The sequence below is a fragment of the Thermodesulfobacteriota bacterium genome (assembly GCA_034189135.1).
GTDB lineage: Bacteria > Desulfobacterota > Desulfobacteria > Desulfobacterales > JAUWMJ01 > JAUWMJ01.
Window position 1 is genome coordinate 1 of sequence record JAXHVO010000041.1, and the last position, 17,561, is coordinate 17,561.

Below are 17,561 nucleotides of genomic sequence, written 5' to 3' on the forward strand. Positions count from 1 at the left end.
AATGGATTTGGTCGCAGAACAGTAATTTTAACACAATAATACCCCTTAAGGGGTTATCAGTATCGATGCCCTTATAGGGCTTTATGCAAGCCTCCGGCTGGGCCGGAGGTCATGACTTTTTACCGATTAGGTAAAATATAGGGCTTAAAATCAAATTCACCGATATTTTTTAATAAATATGAGTTTAACATGCACAAGGTCAACATCTCATATTCGAATTGAGCCATTACAAATGTCAGGGACCCTGCTGGCGGGTGTATACGGTCTCATGGATCCCGAAGAAGGAAGGTCGGTTTAAGATGAAGCCTTAACCGGGTGGGGCAAGCTTTTATCAAATTCTGTACAAAATAGTGCTTGGTTTTTAAGGGTTTCAGTAAGCAACTGAAACCCTTATTGGATTCGATACTGTTTCAGCGAAATACCCCCTTCGTTCGTCATATTTGATGTATTCGATGCCGTTATACTGGCAAATGATTGAAATTATGGGTAACCGGTTTCATTAGGATTAATCTCTACTTCCATTACACGCCAGACACGACGGGAATATCTCGAGCTTTGACTGAAATAAATCCGCCCCTTCCCTTGGTACAAATGAATAAGCCGGGCATGGTCACTTCCATAATAAAACGGGTTGAAACTTTTACCGGTTATATGGCCGGTAGTGGATGTTGGATCCCCAACCAATGCATAGACTTCCTCAAGGCTCATTCCTTTCTTGATTGCTGACAGGGAATTTTTACCTGACTTTCGTTTGCCTTTTGACTTTTTTGAGGCAGGCACGGGAGATTGGCCCTTGGCCAGCTTTTTCTGCATGGCCTTCAAATTCACACTGCCTTTTTTATAAGGCTTCTTAGCTTTCCCTGCCGGCATTTTATCCAAAGATTGCTTTGCATATTTCCGAACCTTGGAATGTTTGGCATTTTTAATAACGGTTTTAAGAACATTCCGATAACGAGTATTACCGGACTGTCCCAATGCCTTACATGCCCAGGCAAGGGCATCCACCCCTATCTGACTGGTATCGTTATAGGTCTGCAACAATTTTTCAGCCAAAACATCCAGGACTACCCGTTCTCTCAGTCCATTATGGTAAATACTCTGGGATGCCCTACGCAAAGAAGACATGCCACCACCAACGATCTGGTTAATATGTCGTTCACCAGTCGGGCTAACAGCCATTGCAGGAATAGTCGGAATTAACAGAGCCACCATAAAAATAAAAAATATTATCTTGCGCATTGTGAATACCCTCCTGAAAAAATTAAAAACATAAATCTTCTTCCCGTCATGATTTTTCGAGGATCGCATTATACAATAATTCCCCCTAAAATTCAACAAAATCCGTTTATCATTTAAAAATTATACGGTTATCTCGAAATTTTTTCAAATTCTATAGTGGTTGTCAAAAAAACGTTCCGTTATCGAAATGTTTTTTTCTACAACCACTGATACCGCAATTCCAAATTTCGGAACATATTTATGGCAAGCGGTATAATATCATTTCAGATCACAACCTGAAAGCTTGCCTATTATTCAGAATTCAGCTAGCGAAACTATCGGGTCCTTTAAATTTAAAGTAATATAAGCTTCGCGAATGCGAGGTGTTGTGGGGAAGAAGAGAAAATTTCTTTTACTCAATTAGGCTGTGCAAGAATGATGGGGGGTTGTTAAAACAGGTACGAAAACCGTATATAGTAGCATTAAAAAAATAAAGAATTCGGTAACTATCCGAACCCCTTATGGATAATACATTATTGTGTCGAAGGCCGGATTTACCAAATAGCATATGATTACAATAAGATACTGATTTACAAGTGAGTTTGTGTGAGTTTAAACGAGTTATTGTACGCTCCTGGCCGCATAATCGCATATAAATCGCATATTATAAAATAAGAAAAATCATTCAGGCAGGTTTATTCCCCACAAAATTTGGGTTGTCTGGTCTATTCTGCATAATTTCGCGAACTTTATTGAAGCTAACCGGATAAAAATCGTTATTATCAACCCCGATGTCCCATTGCTTGCCGATTGGCGGCAGTTTGCCGTGGGAATGACCGTATAGCTGCCAGCTGTTGTAGTGTGACCGAGGCCAGGCACGCATGGCGAAATGACATACAACCACATAAAACCCTTCTATTTCCTTCTCCCAGATGACTGTGGCTGACTTTTTCAGCCAATAATCGTGACTGCCTTTCAGAAAAATATGCGTTCCGTTAAGCTGCCGAATGTAATTTTCGGCAAAAGGTTTTTTAGAAAGGGTAAAGTCTCCTGCATGAACCACAACATCCTTCGGTCCGACCATTTCATTGTGGCGGCGGATAATTTGCGCATCCATTTCATCAACCGAGGTGAAAGGGCGGTTACAATACTTGATGATGTTTGCGTGCCCGTAGTGTTCATCAGCAGTAAAAAAGAATTTGGAGGTAGAGTTCATGTTTTTTCCGTTGGAGCGCGTCAGGTGATCGCTCTGGCGATGCTTTTTTTGTCGGCACCCATAGCCAGCAAGGATTTGATAAGAAGGTCCACAGAAACGCTCGGATCTCCCTTTTCAATTTTGGCGACCCTTGACTGGCTGGATTTCAGCATCTTGGCTAACTGTGCCTGTGTCATTTTTTTTTGTTTGCGGCGTTTTGTCAGCGCCTGGCTGAGTGCCAGTTTCAGCTCGATGAATTCCGATTCTTCTCTACTCAGTCCAAGAAACTCTTCCACAGATTCGACCTTATACCCTTTAGATTCTAAATTTTTCTTTTTTTTCTGATCCATTTTATTTTTCCCATTCTTTAACATCTTTTTCATAGCGTTTGATTCTTTGTTTGCAAATAGCAATAATCGATTTTGGGGTTTTGTTTGTCTTTTTTTCAAAAACATCTATGATCAAAATCGCATCGGTATAGATTCGATACATTATTCGCCACGTCAAATTTTCATCATTTATTCTTAACTCATGACACCGAGTTCCGATTGACGGCATTGGGCGTGATTTTGGTAAAGATAATTTTATGCCTTTTTGAATTTGCCGTAATAAGTATCCCGTTTCTATTCGAGCGTTTGAAGAAAAGGGCGGAGTCGTGACCTCACCATGCATCCATACCAGCGGTTTGTCATTTGAACTCATATAGTCGACAATATGTCAGATGTGACATATTGTCAACTTGTTTTTTAATCAGAATTGTCGGGGCTTTGATTGTGAATTAGTTGGTGAACAGAAGCTTTCTGGATTGCGCTGATAACCTTTGGTGATTATAGCAGAAGCAAAAAAGGCACTTAAAATAAATTTAAGTGCCATAAAAAATGGTGCCGAAGGCCGGACTTGAACCGGCACGGATGTAATCCACTACCCCCTCAAGATAGCGTGTCTACCAAGTTCCACCACTTCGGCACTATTTGAAACACTATTTTGCTTCACCCGACTTCTCAGGGGCAGACTTTTGCTCAATTGGAGCTTTGGCGTCCTTCATAATAGAGCTGCCTTTCTTATGGCTGGAGTTATAGGCCAGCCACAGAGAGGTCACCATAAATATGATGGCAGCGATAGTGGTTGCTTTACTAAGAAAAGTGGATGCCCCTGTTGAGCCGAAAAGCGTTTGACTGGACCCACCGCCAAAAGCAGCGCCCATATCAGCGCCTTTACCGGTCTGGAGCAACACAATCATAATAAGAGCAACACAAACAACCACATGGACGATAATAAGTATAAGTGACATAATATTTTTTTACTTTATTGAGTTTTAAACAAAACAATTTTACTGAAAGTTTCCGCATCAAGGCTGGCGCCTCCTACAAGCGCGCCATCAATATCGGGCATTGCCATGAGCTCTGAAATATTTTCCGGCTTGACGCTCCCTCCATACAATATTCTGATCGATTGGGAAAAGGAAGCTCCAAATATTTTTGCCAGCAAGGAGCGTAAAAATTGATGAACCTCCTGTGCCTGGTCTGCGGTTGCGGTTTTCCCCGTTCCGATTGCCCAAACCGGTTCGTATGCAACCACAAGTTTTTCCAACTGGTCAGAAGAAAAACTTTTTAACCCTATTGTCATCTGTTTGTCAAGCACAGAAAAAGTTTCTTTTAATTCCCGTTCTTTTTCGGTTTCTCCCACGCAAAAAACAGGAATGAGCTGTCCATTTATTGCAGAGCTTATTTTTTTATTGACCGTATCATCCGTCTCCGCAAAATACTGGCGTCGCTCGGAATGACCAATAATCACGTGGCTGCAGCCGGCCGCCAAGAGCATTTCGGCTGAAATTTCACCGGTATAGGCGCCTTCTTTTTCCCAGAAGAGGTTCTGCCCTCCCAGTGAAACCAGGCTGTCCCTGACAACTTCAGATACAGGCGCAAGGGCGGTAAACTGAGGTGCAATCATAATATCAACATCTTTGGCACCTGCCACCAGCTTTACCAGATTCCGGGAAGTTTCCACAGCTTCAGCACAGGTTTTATACATCTTCCAGTTTCCAGCGATAAGGGGTCTGCGACTATTCATCTATATTCTCCTTTAAATCTTTTTTTAGTTGGAGCTGTTTACGACATCAAGAAAGTTTTTTCCTGAATGCTTCAACAAATAGGGGGTTGTGATAAGAATAAGCATGCTGCCCAAAGGGCCGTTAAAAAGCAAAAGCGTGATGGCCAGCAGCCAAAAACTGTTTCCCATAATACAACCCGAAGCATTTTGAAATATAACAAAAAATGCAACATCGGCGATACACAACAAAATGATTCCCCACACGGCCCATTTCCTTAAATTCCATACACCGATCCCGAGGATAAGCAAAGGTACCATACAAATAAGAAATTTTATTGTTAACAGTTTTATCATCGGGTCCGGACAATTTGGACTGGTGGACAGCCAGATCACTGCTTTAAATATGGCCAGCCATCCCACCGCCCAGATTTGCCAGGGAAAATCTGTATACATTCTCCAGTCGGGTAAGATAACAAATGAAGGCTGTGTGTTGTTTTTTATAATATCGTTATCCGCTTTTTTGCGTTTAAAATCTTTTTCTTGTTTCTTTTTTTTGGACAAATTGTCTATCTCCGAACCTTGAAAATTTGCCAAACCTCATAAGTCCTTCTTTTGGCTGTATCTTCAATGGATATGTTAAAAAGATAATTTCTTTTAATTTTAGAGTGAAACTCGTAACACGCAACCCGCAATTCGAGTTTTAAGCTTAAAAATTAAGCAGTTAAGTGCCGGCGGCAACAAAGAAGTATATCATGCCTGTGATTGGTTACAATTGAGCCCCTACCATTGCCGCTAAATCAACCATTCTGTTCGAGTAACCGGCTTCATTATCATACCATGAGAGCACTTTTACCATATTATCTATGACGTATGTGGTGGGGGCGTCCACAATGGATGATAATGGTGAGCCATTATAATCGGTAGAAACCAGTGGTATATCACTGTAACCAAGAATTCCGGCAAGTGATTCTTCGCTGGCTTTTTTCAGGGCATCGTTGATATCTGAGACCGTGATGCCTGATTTTTCAATGTAGGCGACCAGGTCAACGATGGACACATTGGGTGTTGGAACGCGAATGGATAAACCGTTGAGTTTTCCTGATAGCTCCGGAAGCACCAGAGAAACGGCTTTGGCAGCACCGGTTGTGGTCGGAATCATGGAAAGCGCTGCGGCTCTGGCACGTCGAAGATCTTTATGGGGGAAGTCAAGAATACGCTGGTCTCCGGTATACGAGTGTATCGTTGTCATAAGCCCGCACTTTATACCGAAATTTTCCAGAAGTACTTTGGCCACAGGCGCGAGACAGTTGGTGGTGCAGGAAGCATTGGAGATAATATTATGTTGTCTGGGGTCATAGGAATTTGAGTTTACGCCCATGACAATAGTAATGTCAGGATTACCGGCTGGTGCTGAAATGATTACTTTTCGGGCGCCTGCGGTCAGGTGTTTGGATGCACTTTCACGGTCTCGAAACAATCCGGTACATTCGGCGGCAATTTCAACCCCGAAATCATTCCAACGGAGTTTTTCAGGGTCCTTGATCGACGTAATGGCAACCGATTTTCCATCAACCTCAATTGAATCATCCTTAGCAGAAATATTCATATCGAGTTTGCCATGAACAGAGTCGTATTTTAAAAGGTGAGCCATGGTGGTTGAATCCGTAAGATCGTTAATGGCCACTACTTCAATATCAGGGTGATTCAGTGCAGCCCTAAACACAATACGTCCTATCCTCCCAAAGCCGTTGATACCAATTTTTACGCTCATAATACTTTCTCCTTTTTCCTATTTGTAAATTTCGTGCTTTTTTGGCAAAGTATTTTTGTTACACCTTGTGAAGCCCTTGTGGATATGATGCTGGATACTCGATACTGGATATTCGTTATTGGATAACGGTTTCCGGTTAAAAACGAGTATCGAACATCAAGCATCGAGTATCCAGTATCCAGCATCGAGCTCCTAGCAAAAATATTTAGCTTCGCTTATTTCCTTTTAAAATACCACTGGCAAGGGATATACTTTTTTTGCCGAAAGTTTCCAGGGTGGCGGCAAGCTCACTCAGCCCCATCTTTTTGCGAGTATTTACCGCCTTTATCAGAATAGGAAGGTTTACGCCGGATATGACTTCAATGTGCCCTTCTTCAAGAAAGGAATAGCTTAAATTTGAAGGCGTACCTCCAAACATATCCGTTAAAATCAGCACGCCTTCTTTTCTGTTCACCTTTTTTATTCCTGCGGCAATTTTTTCCCGTAATTTATCTACATTTTCATTCAAGTCTATTGAAACGGAAACAGTCGCTTCGGGTGTGCTGCCTATAATGAATTCAGAAGCTTCAATGAATGCAGACCCGAGCCGGCTGTGTGTGACGATGACGATACCTATCATAATAACATCCTGCCTTTGGAAACCCGTTAAAGGGTGTCGTTTTTTTAGTGTTTGAACAAGCCCTAAGTGCCTATCGGTTAATATCTCTGTGCTTGACCTCAATCTGATTTCGGGCTTTGCTGATATGATCAAAAATATATCGCGCAATGGCCACTGAACGGTGACGGCCACCGGTGCAGCCAACCGCAACTGTTAGATAGGCTTTCTGTTCTTTTTCATACAAAGGAATTAAATAGTCAATAAAATCAATATATTTTTTTAAAAATAGCCGAGTTTCGTCATTATTAAGTACATAATCTTTTACTTCCTGTGTTTCACCATGCAGTTCTTTAAGGTCAGGAATAAAATATGGATTTGCCAGAAAGCGGACATCAACAACCAGGTTGGCGTCTAGAGGAATGCCATACTTGAAACCGAACGAAAGTATGTTTATCCGCATGGACGCAGGTTTTATGGCTTTTTGTGCGATGAGTAAAATAATGGACTTGAGCTCGTGGACATTATAACCGGATGTGTTGATGACGCTGTCACTTGCTTTTTTAAGTCCCGCAAGGGCTTTCTTTTCCGCCTTGATGCCGTCTATAAGGCTTTTGCCTTGAGAAAAGGGATGTTGCCTCCTTGTCTGGTTATAGCGTTGTAATAGTATTTCTTCGTCAGCTTCCAGAAAAATTATTTCAAATTTATAACCTTTTTTCTTTAGTGATTCAAACACAGGCACGTACTTGGAAAGAAAGCCTTTTTCCCTCAAATCCATGACAAAAGCAAGGCCTGTAATTTCAAGGTCGTTTTCTATAGGCAATTCCAGGAACTTGGGGAGAAGTGCGACCGGCATGTTGTCAACGCAATAAAAATGAGCATCTTCAAATGCGGCAATAGCGGTACTTTTCCCTGAACCTGAAAGCCCTGTAATAATGAAAATTTTCAGGTTTTTCACTTTTAATCAGGCATAAAAAAATACTTGTTGCTGGAGATGTTTCACTAGCGGTTAGTTGAAGCAGCCGCTAAAAGTCCTCATCCTCTTCCTTGATGATGGACAAGATTTCATCAGTGTTTCCAGCGTTCAGAAGTTTTTCTTTAATTTGATCATGTTTTAGGATTCTGGAAATTCGGGCGAGCATCTTTAAATGGAGACCTGTTGAATTTTCCGGTGTGACTAGAAGGAAAAATATATGAGTCGGTTGATTATCCATCGATTCAAAGTCAACACCTTTTCGGCTCAAGCCGAACCCAAGCGCAAGTGATTCGAGCTGTTTTAATTTCCCGTGGGGTATTCCGATACCTCCACCTATGCCTGTACTTCCAAGTTGTTCTCTATCCATTAGAACCCGTACAAGATCCTTATGGCTTACTCCGGTAATACGGGCGATCGGAGCAACCAGCTCCTCAAGGATTCCTTTTTTATCCTGTGATTTCAAGTCACTGATGATCGCTTCATTTTGCAGAACGTCAAGAATTTTCATTTTTTATTAACCAAACAAGAGCGGCAGGTTTCTTATAAAATTATTCGCTTAATCAAATAAGATAAGACTTTTTACCATATTGTCAAAGGAAACATATCAATTACCATCCAACGAATTTATCGCTACTCATAATGCGATTTTCTGAATCTATTCGTTTCGCCGTCACATAAGTGTTACGGGTTATGAGTTTAGAGTTGTTGATCGGAAATAATCCTTTTTACAACCCGTAACTCGAAACACATAACCCGCAACCGCTACACATGGCACAAAAGAAGCCGCTGCTAAATAGGGCTTTTGAGTTACGCTGTCGGGTTAAAGTTATCACTCAATTTTCGCGCCCCGGTTTGGCGGGAAGTAATGCCCTGACGGCACGTAATATATAAAATCAGATGTGAATCGAAACGGTTATATTTTTTCTGTAAGGGGATATGTGGGTCATCTATTACCCCTTTTCGCCGTGTCCGGATATTTGGGATAGACCGTCCCTTTTATATTGTTTAGCAACGGATAGACTTTATCCCAAATATCCGGACACGCTGCAACTGATTCAATTCATACCCCCTGGAAGAAAATAATATAACTGTCTCGATTCACACCCTTAACACCAATCGGCGCTTTAACAATTCCGGCTCCACCGCTGATAAGGGGTGCGAAACTTGAGTTATCACTAATTGCTGGGCTGAATAAGCCCGAGATGGCCGTCTTTTCGATGATAAAGTACGTTTATTTTTTCCGTTCTTGAATTTGTAAATACGAGAAAATTATAACTTACCAGATCGAGCTGCAAAACCGCCTCTTCTATATCCATCGGTTTATATTCGATATTTTTTATTTTAATCTGCCCTTCAGCTTCGTCTTCAAAAGAAGCTGTTTCATCTGCAATGGTTCTTTTTGCTCTTGCCTGTGAGTTTTTTCGACGCCCCCTGATTTTCTGTTTACTTCTTTTTATCTGTTTTTCAAGTTTATCCAAGACCATATCTATGGCTGAATACATGTCGTTTGTTTCTTCTTTGCCGTTTATATTCAGTTTGTCACCGATTATGTTAACCTCAGCAATGTGACGAAACTTTTCAACGGAAAGAACGACCTTGGCTTCCGCAGGATTATTAAGCAACCTGTCAAAACGATCCAGTTTGTCCGCTACATAGGATCTTAAATTTTCAGAAGGGTCAAGGTTTTTAAATGTTACAGATGTTTGCATATTAATTGTCTCCCTATATTTGTTTGCGCCTGTTAGATGGCAGCACCTTGAGGATTTCCCGATACTTCGCAACAGTTCTTCTTGCAATACTGATGTGTGACTCTTTTAATAGTTTGGAGATTTTGTCGTCGCTGAAAGGATTTTTAGGATCTTCACCGGCAATGATCTGCCTTATTTTTTCCTGAACACTGGCAGATGCGATTGTACCGCCATGAACGCGCCTGATAGAACTGTTAAAGAAATATTTCAATTCAAAAATGCCCTGAGGAGTATATGCATATTTGTTGGTAGTCACCCGGCTGATTGTTGATTCATGCATATCTATGTCCTGGGCAACGTCTCTGAGTACCATCGGTTTTAAATGTGATATTCCCTTTTCAAAAAAATCGCGCTGGAATTTTAGAATACTTTCCATTACCCGGTAAATGGTCTTTTGGCGCTGATGAATGCTTTTGATGAGCCAGGCAGCCGAACGGAGCTTATCCTGAATATAATCTTCGACTTCGCCGGTGACTTTGTTTCCACGGCTGATCGATTTTTTATAAAAGGAACTCACCCGAAGTTTAGGCATGCCATCATCGTTTAACATCACCACGAAATCATTTTCCAGTTTATAAACATAAATATCGGGGGTGATATACTGCGGACTTTCATCGGAAAACTCTCGGCCGGGTTTCGGTTCCAGTTCCTGTATAATATTTACCGTAGCAATTACGTTTTCCATGCTTGTTTTTAAAGCCTTGCATATGGCTTTGTAATTTCTTTTTTCAAGATGACCGAGATGGTCTGTAATGATTTGAGTGACCAGGGTATCGTCAATTTTAAAATGCTTGGTCTGAATCAGCAGGCATTCTTTAAGGTCTCTGGCGCATATCCCAATCGGGTCAAATGTTTGTAAGCGGGACAAAACGTTTTCAACCTTTTCAGTATCCGAGTTACTCATTCTGGCGATTTCTTCCACGGAGATCTCCAGATATCCGTCTCTATTAAGATTCCCGATAATAAGACTGCCGATTTTTTTTTCTTTTCTTGACGGGGATGTCATCAGAAACTGCCAGAGGAGATGTTCGCTTAAAGATTCTTTTGAAGCGATGAAGGCTTCATATCTTGGCGTATCTTTGCTTTCGGCTTCAAAATTGATTCTTCCGGGAGAATTGTATTCATCAAGGTAATTGCTCCAGTCGATATCATCGTTGATTTTTTCTTCTATGGCGACTTCTTTTACGGGGGATTCCTCTTTTTTGTCTTTGTCTTTTGGATCGGCGACCTGTTCTTCCACTAGATTCTCATGGATCTCTTCAAGAGCAGGATTTTCCTCCAGCTCCTGGCGAACTGTATCCACCAGCTCCTGTCTTGAAAGCTGCAGAAGCTTTATTGCCATCTGGAGCTGTGGAGTCATGATGAGCTGTTGGGTTAATTTTAGTTGCTGTCTTAATTCAAGTGCCATTTTATAAGGTGAATTCGTCTCCCAGATAAATCCTGCGAGCAGTTTCGCTGGTGGTTATTTTTTCAGGTGTGCCAAACTCAATCACTTTCCCTTCGTTCAGTATATATGCCATATCACAGGCGCCAAGAGTTTCCCTAACATTATGATCAGAAATGAGAACACCGATACCACGGTTTTTAAGGTGATCGATAATTTTTTTTATTTCTACGACCGCCAGGGGATCTATGCCTGCAAAAGGCTCATCAAGAAGAATGAAAGATGGGTTAGTCGCAAGTGCGCGTGAGATTTCAAGACGTCGCTTTTCACCTCCGGATAAAAAAATGGCTTTTTGCGTGGAAAGGTGTTTTATACCCAGCTCTTCAAGGAGTGTATCGGCCCGGTCATTTTGCTCAGTTTTGGAAATGGGGAGGGTCTCAAGGATTGCCAGGATATTTTGTTTGACGGTCAGTTTTCTAAATATTGAAGTTTCCTGGGGCAGATAACCGACCCCCCTGCGAGCTCTTAAATACATGGGATAACTGGTAATATCCTCTTCACCCAGAAAGACGTTCCCCGCGTCAGGTTTGATCAACCCGATAGTCAGATAAAAGGTGGTGGTTTTTCCCGCGCCGTTTGGACCTAGCAGACCCACCACGGTGCTGCTTTCAATAGTTAAAGTCACGGAGCTTACCACCTGTTTTCCATTATAGGTTTTGCTCAGATTTTTTAGAAGCAATGTCGCCATATCAACTAGTATTTATTCGAAACCTTTGAAAAAACGCCTCCTAATTTCCTTGAAACTCAGCTTCAACACGCTTGTTGCCGCTACCGGTGACTGTAATACCCTCTTTATCCATGTAAAGGATTATTTGTGATCCTGCAATAGAATTTTGTCCGCTAATCACTTTTGAACCATGACCCGACAACATGATGGTGCCGGTCTGTTTAGTATATATTGCCCGAGAAGATATGGCAACCAGTTCATCGGATTTTATATGTACATGGCCTGTTGCGATGATTTTATCAATCATTTCTTTGGCTTCTGCCGGTTTAGATTTTCCTTTAAATAGTTTGTTATAATAAATTTTAAGACTGTCGGATTTCATGCTTAACGATTCACCGGTCACCCTAACATTTCCCGTAAATTGAGCCCAGCCATCTTCCATGTTGGAAATGAGTTTGTCCGCATTAATATGAATGATCCGTTGCTTATTTTTTTCTGTATCAACCGGCAGTCTATCATCCGCATATCCAATCCGTGTGATCATCAGGGTGATCAACGGGGCTTGAAAAAGAAAAGCGGTGTATAAAACAGACCATACCAGGCAGCGGGCCAGATTAGATTGCAAAATTCTCACTGAAGGCGCCCTCTACTCTCCCTTCAAGCACTGTCTGGTTTGTATTCAAATCAAAAGACATCCTGTCAGCTTTAAGCTGATATGCATCCCCCACAATTTTAACCGGAGCCTTTGACAAAAGTTGACGTCCGCTGTGTTTATATTGTAATTGTTCGGTAAAAAGTCTGGAGCTTTTATTTTTCACCATCACGTTGCCTGTAATTTCAATATTCTTTGAGTCTGTTTGTAAAATTCCCTTATTTGCTGTGAGAAAAACTTCCTGCTCATTCTTAAGAAAAAAGGTGACGGATAAATCGGTTAAAACCACCTCTTTTTTGGTGGCAGTATAATAGGCGGAAGCGGCGTCAAGGGTAAATTCTTTTACTCCGTTTTTTGTTGATGTTTGATGAATTTTGCCTATGGAAAGATTTGCATCCACCGGAAGAGAAGAAATAAGCGTTTCAGGATTTTCTAACAAGTGGCGCTCACTAATAAAAACAGCAATCACAGCAGTCAACGCAATGACCATAAATGCAAGTAAAAAGATTTTCAGCTTTTTGGGATTTTTATGTTTTATGACAGACATTATGAATACCGTTTAATGATCTTTTCCCACAGTCCTTTTGCTTTGAGTATGGCTTCGCTGATTTCTCTGACAGCTCCCTGGCCTCCTTTGGCTGTTGTCACTATCGATGCTTTTTTGATAACCAAGTGGTGGGCATCGGCCACTGCAATTGGAGTGTCCACCATGTTCATAATGGAGAGATCCATGAGGTCGTCACCGATAAATGCCGTTTCCTCAGACGTTGATCCTGTCTGCTTAAAGATAAGTTCAAGGAGAGAGCTCTTATCCGTCACTCCTTCGAAAACATGGTCAATGCCAAGATTTTTACAGCGATGTTTAAGGGCATCCGATTTTCTGCCGGTGATAATGTAAACCTTTATTCCAGCCTCAATTAAAAGTCTTATGCCGAGACCGTCTTTTACGTTGAATATCTTTATTTCCTCACCTCGGTCATTGTATATGATACTGCCATCGGTGAGGACACCATCTACATCGAGAAGCAGGAGATTAATTTTTTTTAAATTATTTTCAAGCATAAAATAAATTTAACCTTACAACAACATCTATCTCTAACTGCGGTCGCCTTTTATAAATTGTTTGTTTGGTGATCACATGATATTAAAAGGAGTTTCTCATAAAAACCGGCAAATTGTGTTGCAGGATTAGCTGCTTATGGCCTTTCTAATTGCCTTTAGGCGGTTAAGCAGTTCTTCAAGGTCGTCAAGTTTCAGGGAATTGGGGCCATCACAAAGAGCCTTGTCAGGGTCTTTATGTACTTCCATGAAAATGCCGTCAGCTCCCGCAGCAACTGCAGCTTTTGCCAGTACCGGAGCAAATTCCCTTTGTCCCCCGGATGTTTTCCCGGCTCCTCCTGGAAGCTGAATACTATGGGTTGCATCAAAAATGACAGGTCCAGCAGTATCCTGCATGATCTTTATACTGCGAAAGTCCGCCACCAGATTGTTGTATCCGAACATTGCACCCCTTTCGGTAATCAGTATCCGGCCATTGCCGGTGGATCTAACTTTCTCCACTACATTTACAATATCCCATGGCGCGAGGAATTGTCCTTTTTTAATATTTACCGGTTTTTCCGCTTTTGAGACCTCTATGATGAAATCAGTCTGTCGGCAGAGAAATGCAGGAATTTGTATGACATCCAGAACCTGTGCTGCGTCGGCAACTTCACTGATACTGTGGACATCGGAAAGTACCATGATTCCCAGTTTCTCCTTGATATCGTTTAAAATTTTAAGGCCGTCAACAATTCCGGGTCCTCTGAAAGAGTGAATAGATGTACGGTTGGCCTTATCATAGGACGCTTTGAATATAAAGGGAATGTTCAGCTTGTCAGTCAGTTCCTTTAGAAAGGATGCGATCTCAAACGTCGTTTCATAATCTTCTACCACGCACGGCCCCATAATGAACGCAAGAGGAGCGTTTTGACCTATGGACAGGTCTTGTACTTTAACGATTTTGTTCATGGCTTATCTGCATCTATCCGCTTTAGTTTAAGTTGTTATTCTCCGGAAAGTTTTAATTCATTTATTTGATCCTAAAAAATTTTATCCCGATGGCTGTGAAAAGTCAAGAAACGAAAAACTTTACCTTGATTATCATCATTATTGCTGGTAATAATTTGATCTTCTTCAGCCATGGAATCGGAAAAATAGACCGATGTAACTAGTTAAATCAAAAAGGAAAAGCTTTAATGAAAGAATACAAAGTGAACAAGACCTTTCAGGAGATAAATGAAAAGATAAAATCCGGGGAAGTGGTTGTGGTGACCGCAGAGGAGATTATTGATATCGTAAAGGAAAAGGGACCCATAGCTGCGGCAAAGCATGTGGATGTGGTGACCACCGGTACATTTGCTCCAATGTGCTCTTCGGGCGCATTTATCAATTTCGGACATTCAAAGCCTGGGATAAAGGCGTCGAAAGTCTGGCTTAATAATGTACCTGCATACGCTGGAATCGCTGCAGTCGATTGCTATATCGGGGCGACTGAGCCATGCGAGGATGATCCGCTTAACAAAGTCTATCCCGGTGAATTCAACTATGGGGGCGGGCATGTGATACAGGATCTTCTGTCTGGAGAAAAAGTTTATTTAAAGGCAAAAGGTTATGGAACAGATTGTTATCCCAACCGAATGATCGAGAAAGAAATTACCCTGCGTATGCTCCCACAGGCCATGCTGTGTAATTCAAGAAACGCCTATCAAAACTATAACTGCGCGGTAAATTTGACAAAAAAAACAGTTTATACCTATATGGGTGCCTTAAAACCAAAAGCAGCCAATGCGAACTATTGTTCGGCAGGCCAACTCAGCCCGCTTTTTAACGATCCCTATTATAGAACCATCGGTATCGGAACCAGAATTTTTCTCGGCGGCGCACAGGGATATGTTACCTGGCATGGTACTCAGCATAAGCCTTCTGCAAAGAGAACCAAAAAGGGAGTTCCCGTCTCACCGGCCGGAACGATGATGGTCATGGGCAATTTGAAGAAGATGAGTCCAAAGTGGATTATGGGGCTGAGCATACAGGGGTACGGATGTTCGCTGGCGGTGGGACTTGGGGTTCCCATCCCCATATTAAACGAAAAAATGGTTAAGTACACCGCCATATCGGATGAAGAGATATTTACCCAGGTTGTTGATTACGGGCATGATTATCCAAACGGAATTTCCAAAAGCTACGGTCAGGTGAGTTACGCGGAACTTAAAAGCGGTCACATAAAATTTAAAGGTAAAAATGTGCCCACTGCACCGCTTTCCAGCATGGTAAAGGCCCGTGAGATTGCTGAAATTTTGAAGAAAAAAATATCAACCGGGAAATTTTACCTTGGAGAGCCGCAATTTACGTTACCTTCAAGATAACGAGTCATAGATGTCTGATACCATCAGAGCGTTTATCGCCATTGAACTTCCTGAAGAAATTATCGCTTTTATTGGTAAGATTCAGCAAGATGTAAGATCATATGGATTCAAGGCGAGCTGGGTACGCCCGAAAAATATTCATCTTACCTTGAAATTTTTAGGGCCAATAAATAGGGAAGATATCAAAAAAGTCGGGGATGTCATCATTGGTACCGCATCAGAGAATATCCCCCTGTCTCTTGGTGTAAAAGGCATCGGGGTTTTCCCGGGTGTCAAACGCCCTCGAGTAATATGGACGGGTATTGCCGGCCAGACCGAAGAACTTTCAGATTTGCAGAAAACCCTGGATGGAAAACTTGAGACCGTTGGATTTCCCAAGGAAAAGAGACCGTTTAGAGGGCACCTTACAATCGCTCGGATTAAAGGAAGTATTGATGCCCGGCGGTTGATTGATGCCATGAAACAATTGGGAAAATTTGAATCAAAAAAATTTAGCGTTAATGAAATTGTTCTATTTAAAAGTGAGCTTAAGCCATCGGGGGCAAAATATACCAAGCTGATAAATGCACCATTAAACGCCAAATAAAAATAGATTCCATCACAGAATTCCCCGAGAACGCAGAGAATAATTTTTTAATTGGCTATCTTGGTGACCTCTGTGATGAAATCGATTTCCCCGAGTCCAGCAAAATTAAATCCCGGTGTATCCGGGCATGATTAAGGTTAATCCAGGTTATAAGGAGGAAATAATGAGCATTTCACCTGACAAGGAAAAAGCAGTAGAAAGCGCAATAGGTCAGATAGAGCGGCAGTTTGGCAAAGGCTCTATTATGAAACTGGGAGACAGACCTATTGCAGACGTGCCGGTCATATCGACAAGTTCAATTGCCCTTGATAAAGCGCTGGGAGTCGGCGGGCTTCCAAAAGGGAGGGTCATTGAAATCTTTGGACCGGAATCTTCAGGTAAAACAACACTTGCCCTGCATGTGGTGGCAGAATCCCAGAAACAGGGCGGCATTGCAGCATTTATCGATGCAGAGCATGCCCTTGACATAGGTTATGCCAAAAAACTGGGGGTCAATTGCGAAGAACTTCTGGTTTCCCAACCGGATACCGGAGAACAGGCTTTAGAGATTGGTGATATGCTGGTCAGGAGCGGAGCCATAGATATTATAGTTATTGATTCGGTTGCGGCTCTTGTTCCGCGGGCTGAAATAGAAGGGGAAATGGGAGATTCGCACATGGGCCTCCAGGCCAGGTTAATGTCCCAGGCTTTGAGAAAGCTGACCGGTACGATTAGCAAAACCATGACCTCGGTTATTTTTATTAACCAGATTCGTATGAAAATAGGGATTGTATTCGGAAACCCTGAGACAACCACCGGAGGCAATGCACTGAAGTTCTACTCTTCGGTAAGGCTTGATATAAGGCGAATAGGTGCGGTCAAGGATGGTCAGGAGGTTATCGGTAACCGCACCAGGGTGCGTGTGGTCAAAAACAAAATGGCACCTCCTTTTACCGATGCCGAATTTGATATTATGTACGGAGAAGGAATATCCATAATAGGTGACCTCATTGATACCGGGGTTGAGGCAGGGATCATCGAGAAAAGCGGTTCCTGGTATTCATACGATGGTGAACGAATGGGTCAGGGACGTCAAAATGTAAAGAAGTTTTTAGAAGAAAATTCAGATATTTATAACGCAATTTATGTCAAAGCAAGAGAAGCCTTTGGCTTTTCCGTCAATAAGGAAAAGAAGGAAGATACTAAGGATAAGAACTAAAGATAACCGTTCACGGCTCACAACCATCAATTATGAACCAATAAATATATAAATA

General features: G+C 41.8%; 21 protein-coding genes and 1 tRNA gene. 3 read left to right on the forward strand and 19 right to left on the reverse strand.

What is annotated here, in order from left to right; genetic code table 11:
- Positions 1 to 480: 480 nt before the first annotated feature.
- From SWH54_05795 to kdsA, 19 genes are all read right to left on the reverse strand, one after another.
- Complete coding sequence (locus SWH54_05795) at positions 481 to 1,239, reverse strand: hypothetical protein (GenBank protein ID MDY6790765.1); 759 nt, start codon at positions 1,237 to 1,239, stop codon at positions 481 to 483.
- Between the two features lie 664 nt (positions 1,240 to 1,903).
- Positions 1,904 to 2,434 carry a metallophosphoesterase gene (locus tag SWH54_05800; protein MDY6790766.1) on the reverse strand — a complete coding sequence of 177 codons (531 nt, stop codon included), beginning with the start codon at positions 2,432 to 2,434 and terminating at the stop codon, positions 1,904 to 1,906.
- A 20-nt stretch (positions 2,435 to 2,454) separates the two neighbouring features.
- Positions 2,455 to 2,763 carry a helix-turn-helix domain-containing protein gene (locus SWH54_05805; protein ID MDY6790767.1) on the reverse strand — a complete coding sequence of 103 codons (309 nt, stop codon included), beginning with the start codon at positions 2,761 to 2,763 and terminating at the stop codon, positions 2,455 to 2,457.
- A 1-nt stretch (position 2,764) separates the two neighbouring features.
- A complete protein-coding gene (locus tag SWH54_05810) occupies positions 2,765 to 3,115 on the reverse strand; it encodes a type II toxin-antitoxin system RelE/ParE family toxin (GenBank protein MDY6790768.1) in 351 nt (116 codons plus the stop codon).
- 177 nt (positions 3,116 to 3,292) lie between these two features.
- Positions 3,293 to 3,379, reverse strand: a tRNA-Leu gene (locus tag SWH54_05815).
- 13 nt (positions 3,380 to 3,392) lie between these two features.
- Positions 3,393 to 3,704 (reverse strand): preprotein translocase subunit SecG, encoded by a 312-nt coding sequence (secG, locus tag SWH54_05820; GenBank protein ID MDY6790769.1) that lies wholly within the window; start codon positions 3,702 to 3,704, stop codon positions 3,393 to 3,395.
- 14 nt (positions 3,705 to 3,718) lie between these two features.
- On the reverse strand, positions 3,719 to 4,483 hold the full coding sequence (gene tpiA, locus SWH54_05825) for a triose-phosphate isomerase (protein ID MDY6790770.1): 765 nt from the start codon (positions 4,481 to 4,483) through the stop codon (positions 3,719 to 3,721).
- A 24-nt stretch (positions 4,484 to 4,507) separates the two neighbouring features.
- Positions 4,508 to 5,023 (reverse strand): hypothetical protein, encoded by a 516-nt coding sequence (locus tag SWH54_05830; GenBank protein MDY6790771.1) that lies wholly within the window; start codon positions 5,021 to 5,023, stop codon positions 4,508 to 4,510.
- Between the two features lie 205 nt (positions 5,024 to 5,228).
- The gene (gap, locus tag SWH54_05835; GenBank protein ID MDY6790772.1) at positions 5,229 to 6,233 is read right to left on the reverse strand and encodes a type I glyceraldehyde-3-phosphate dehydrogenase; all 1,005 of its coding nucleotides are present in this window, start codon (positions 6,231 to 6,233) and stop codon (positions 5,229 to 5,231) included.
- 205 nt (positions 6,234 to 6,438) lie between these two features.
- Positions 6,439 to 6,852 (reverse strand): PTS fructose transporter subunit IIA, encoded by a 414-nt coding sequence (locus SWH54_05840; protein MDY6790773.1) that lies wholly within the window; start codon positions 6,850 to 6,852, stop codon positions 6,439 to 6,441.
- 70 nt (positions 6,853 to 6,922) lie between these two features.
- Positions 6,923 to 7,786, reverse strand: a complete 864-nt coding sequence (gene rapZ, locus SWH54_05845; protein MDY6790774.1) for an RNase adapter RapZ — start codon at positions 7,784 to 7,786, stop codon at positions 6,923 to 6,925.
- A gap of 67 nt (positions 7,787 to 7,853) precedes the next feature.
- Positions 7,854 to 8,312, reverse strand: a complete 459-nt coding sequence (locus SWH54_05850; protein ID MDY6790775.1) for a PTS sugar transporter subunit IIA — start codon at positions 8,310 to 8,312, stop codon at positions 7,854 to 7,856.
- Positions 8,313 to 8,979: 667 nt separating this feature from the next.
- Positions 8,980 to 9,513 carry a ribosome-associated translation inhibitor RaiA gene (raiA, locus tag SWH54_05855; protein MDY6790776.1) on the reverse strand — a complete coding sequence of 178 codons (534 nt, stop codon included), beginning with the start codon at positions 9,511 to 9,513 and terminating at the stop codon, positions 8,980 to 8,982.
- A 13-nt stretch (positions 9,514 to 9,526) separates the two neighbouring features.
- On the reverse strand, positions 9,527 to 10,960 hold the full coding sequence (gene rpoN, locus SWH54_05860) for an RNA polymerase factor sigma-54 (GenBank protein ID MDY6790777.1): 1,434 nt from the start codon (positions 10,958 to 10,960) through the stop codon (positions 9,527 to 9,529).
- A 1-nt stretch (position 10,961) separates the two neighbouring features.
- Complete coding sequence (gene lptB / locus SWH54_05865) at positions 10,962 to 11,684, reverse strand: LPS export ABC transporter ATP-binding protein (protein ID MDY6790778.1); 723 nt, start codon at positions 11,682 to 11,684, stop codon at positions 10,962 to 10,964.
- Between the two features lie 40 nt (positions 11,685 to 11,724).
- Positions 11,725 to 12,297, reverse strand: a complete 573-nt coding sequence (locus SWH54_05870) for an LptA/OstA family protein (GenBank protein MDY6790779.1) — start codon at positions 12,295 to 12,297, stop codon at positions 11,725 to 11,727.
- Complete coding sequence (gene lptC / locus SWH54_05875) at positions 12,278 to 12,862, reverse strand: LPS export ABC transporter periplasmic protein LptC (GenBank protein MDY6790780.1); 585 nt, start codon at positions 12,860 to 12,862, stop codon at positions 12,278 to 12,280. The genes SWH54_05870 and lptC overlap by 20 nt, the downstream gene beginning before the upstream one ends.
- Positions 12,862 to 13,377: an HAD-IIIA family hydrolase gene (locus SWH54_05880; GenBank protein ID MDY6790781.1), complete on the reverse strand. Its 516-nt coding sequence runs from the start codon at positions 13,375 to 13,377 to the stop codon at positions 12,862 to 12,864. The genes lptC and SWH54_05880 overlap by 1 nt, the downstream gene beginning before the upstream one ends.
- 126 nt (positions 13,378 to 13,503) lie before the next feature.
- Positions 13,504 to 14,325 (reverse strand): 3-deoxy-8-phosphooctulonate synthase, encoded by an 822-nt coding sequence (gene kdsA / locus SWH54_05885; GenBank protein MDY6790782.1) that lies wholly within the window; start codon positions 14,323 to 14,325, stop codon positions 13,504 to 13,506.
- A 227-nt stretch (positions 14,326 to 14,552) separates the two neighbouring features.
- Here kdsA and SWH54_05890 point away from each other — a divergent pair, with 227 nt between their 5' ends.
- The 3 genes from SWH54_05890 (at position 14,553) to recA (ending at position 17,506) form a co-directional block, all read left to right on the forward strand.
- Positions 14,553 to 15,722 carry a homocysteine biosynthesis protein gene (locus SWH54_05890; protein MDY6790783.1) on the forward strand — a complete coding sequence of 390 codons (1,170 nt, stop codon included), beginning with the start codon at positions 14,553 to 14,555 and terminating at the stop codon, positions 15,720 to 15,722.
- Positions 15,723 to 15,732: 10 nt separating this feature from the next.
- Positions 15,733 to 16,308, forward strand: coding sequence for an RNA 2',3'-cyclic phosphodiesterase (thpR, locus tag SWH54_05895; GenBank protein ID MDY6790784.1), 576 nt, complete (start codon positions 15,733 to 15,735; stop codon positions 16,306 to 16,308).
- Positions 16,309 to 16,471: 163 nt separating this feature from the next.
- The gene (gene recA / locus SWH54_05900; GenBank protein MDY6790785.1) at positions 16,472 to 17,506 is read left to right on the forward strand and encodes a recombinase RecA; all 1,035 of its coding nucleotides are present in this window, start codon (positions 16,472 to 16,474) and stop codon (positions 17,504 to 17,506) included.
- Positions 17,507 to 17,561: the final 55 nt, after the last annotated feature.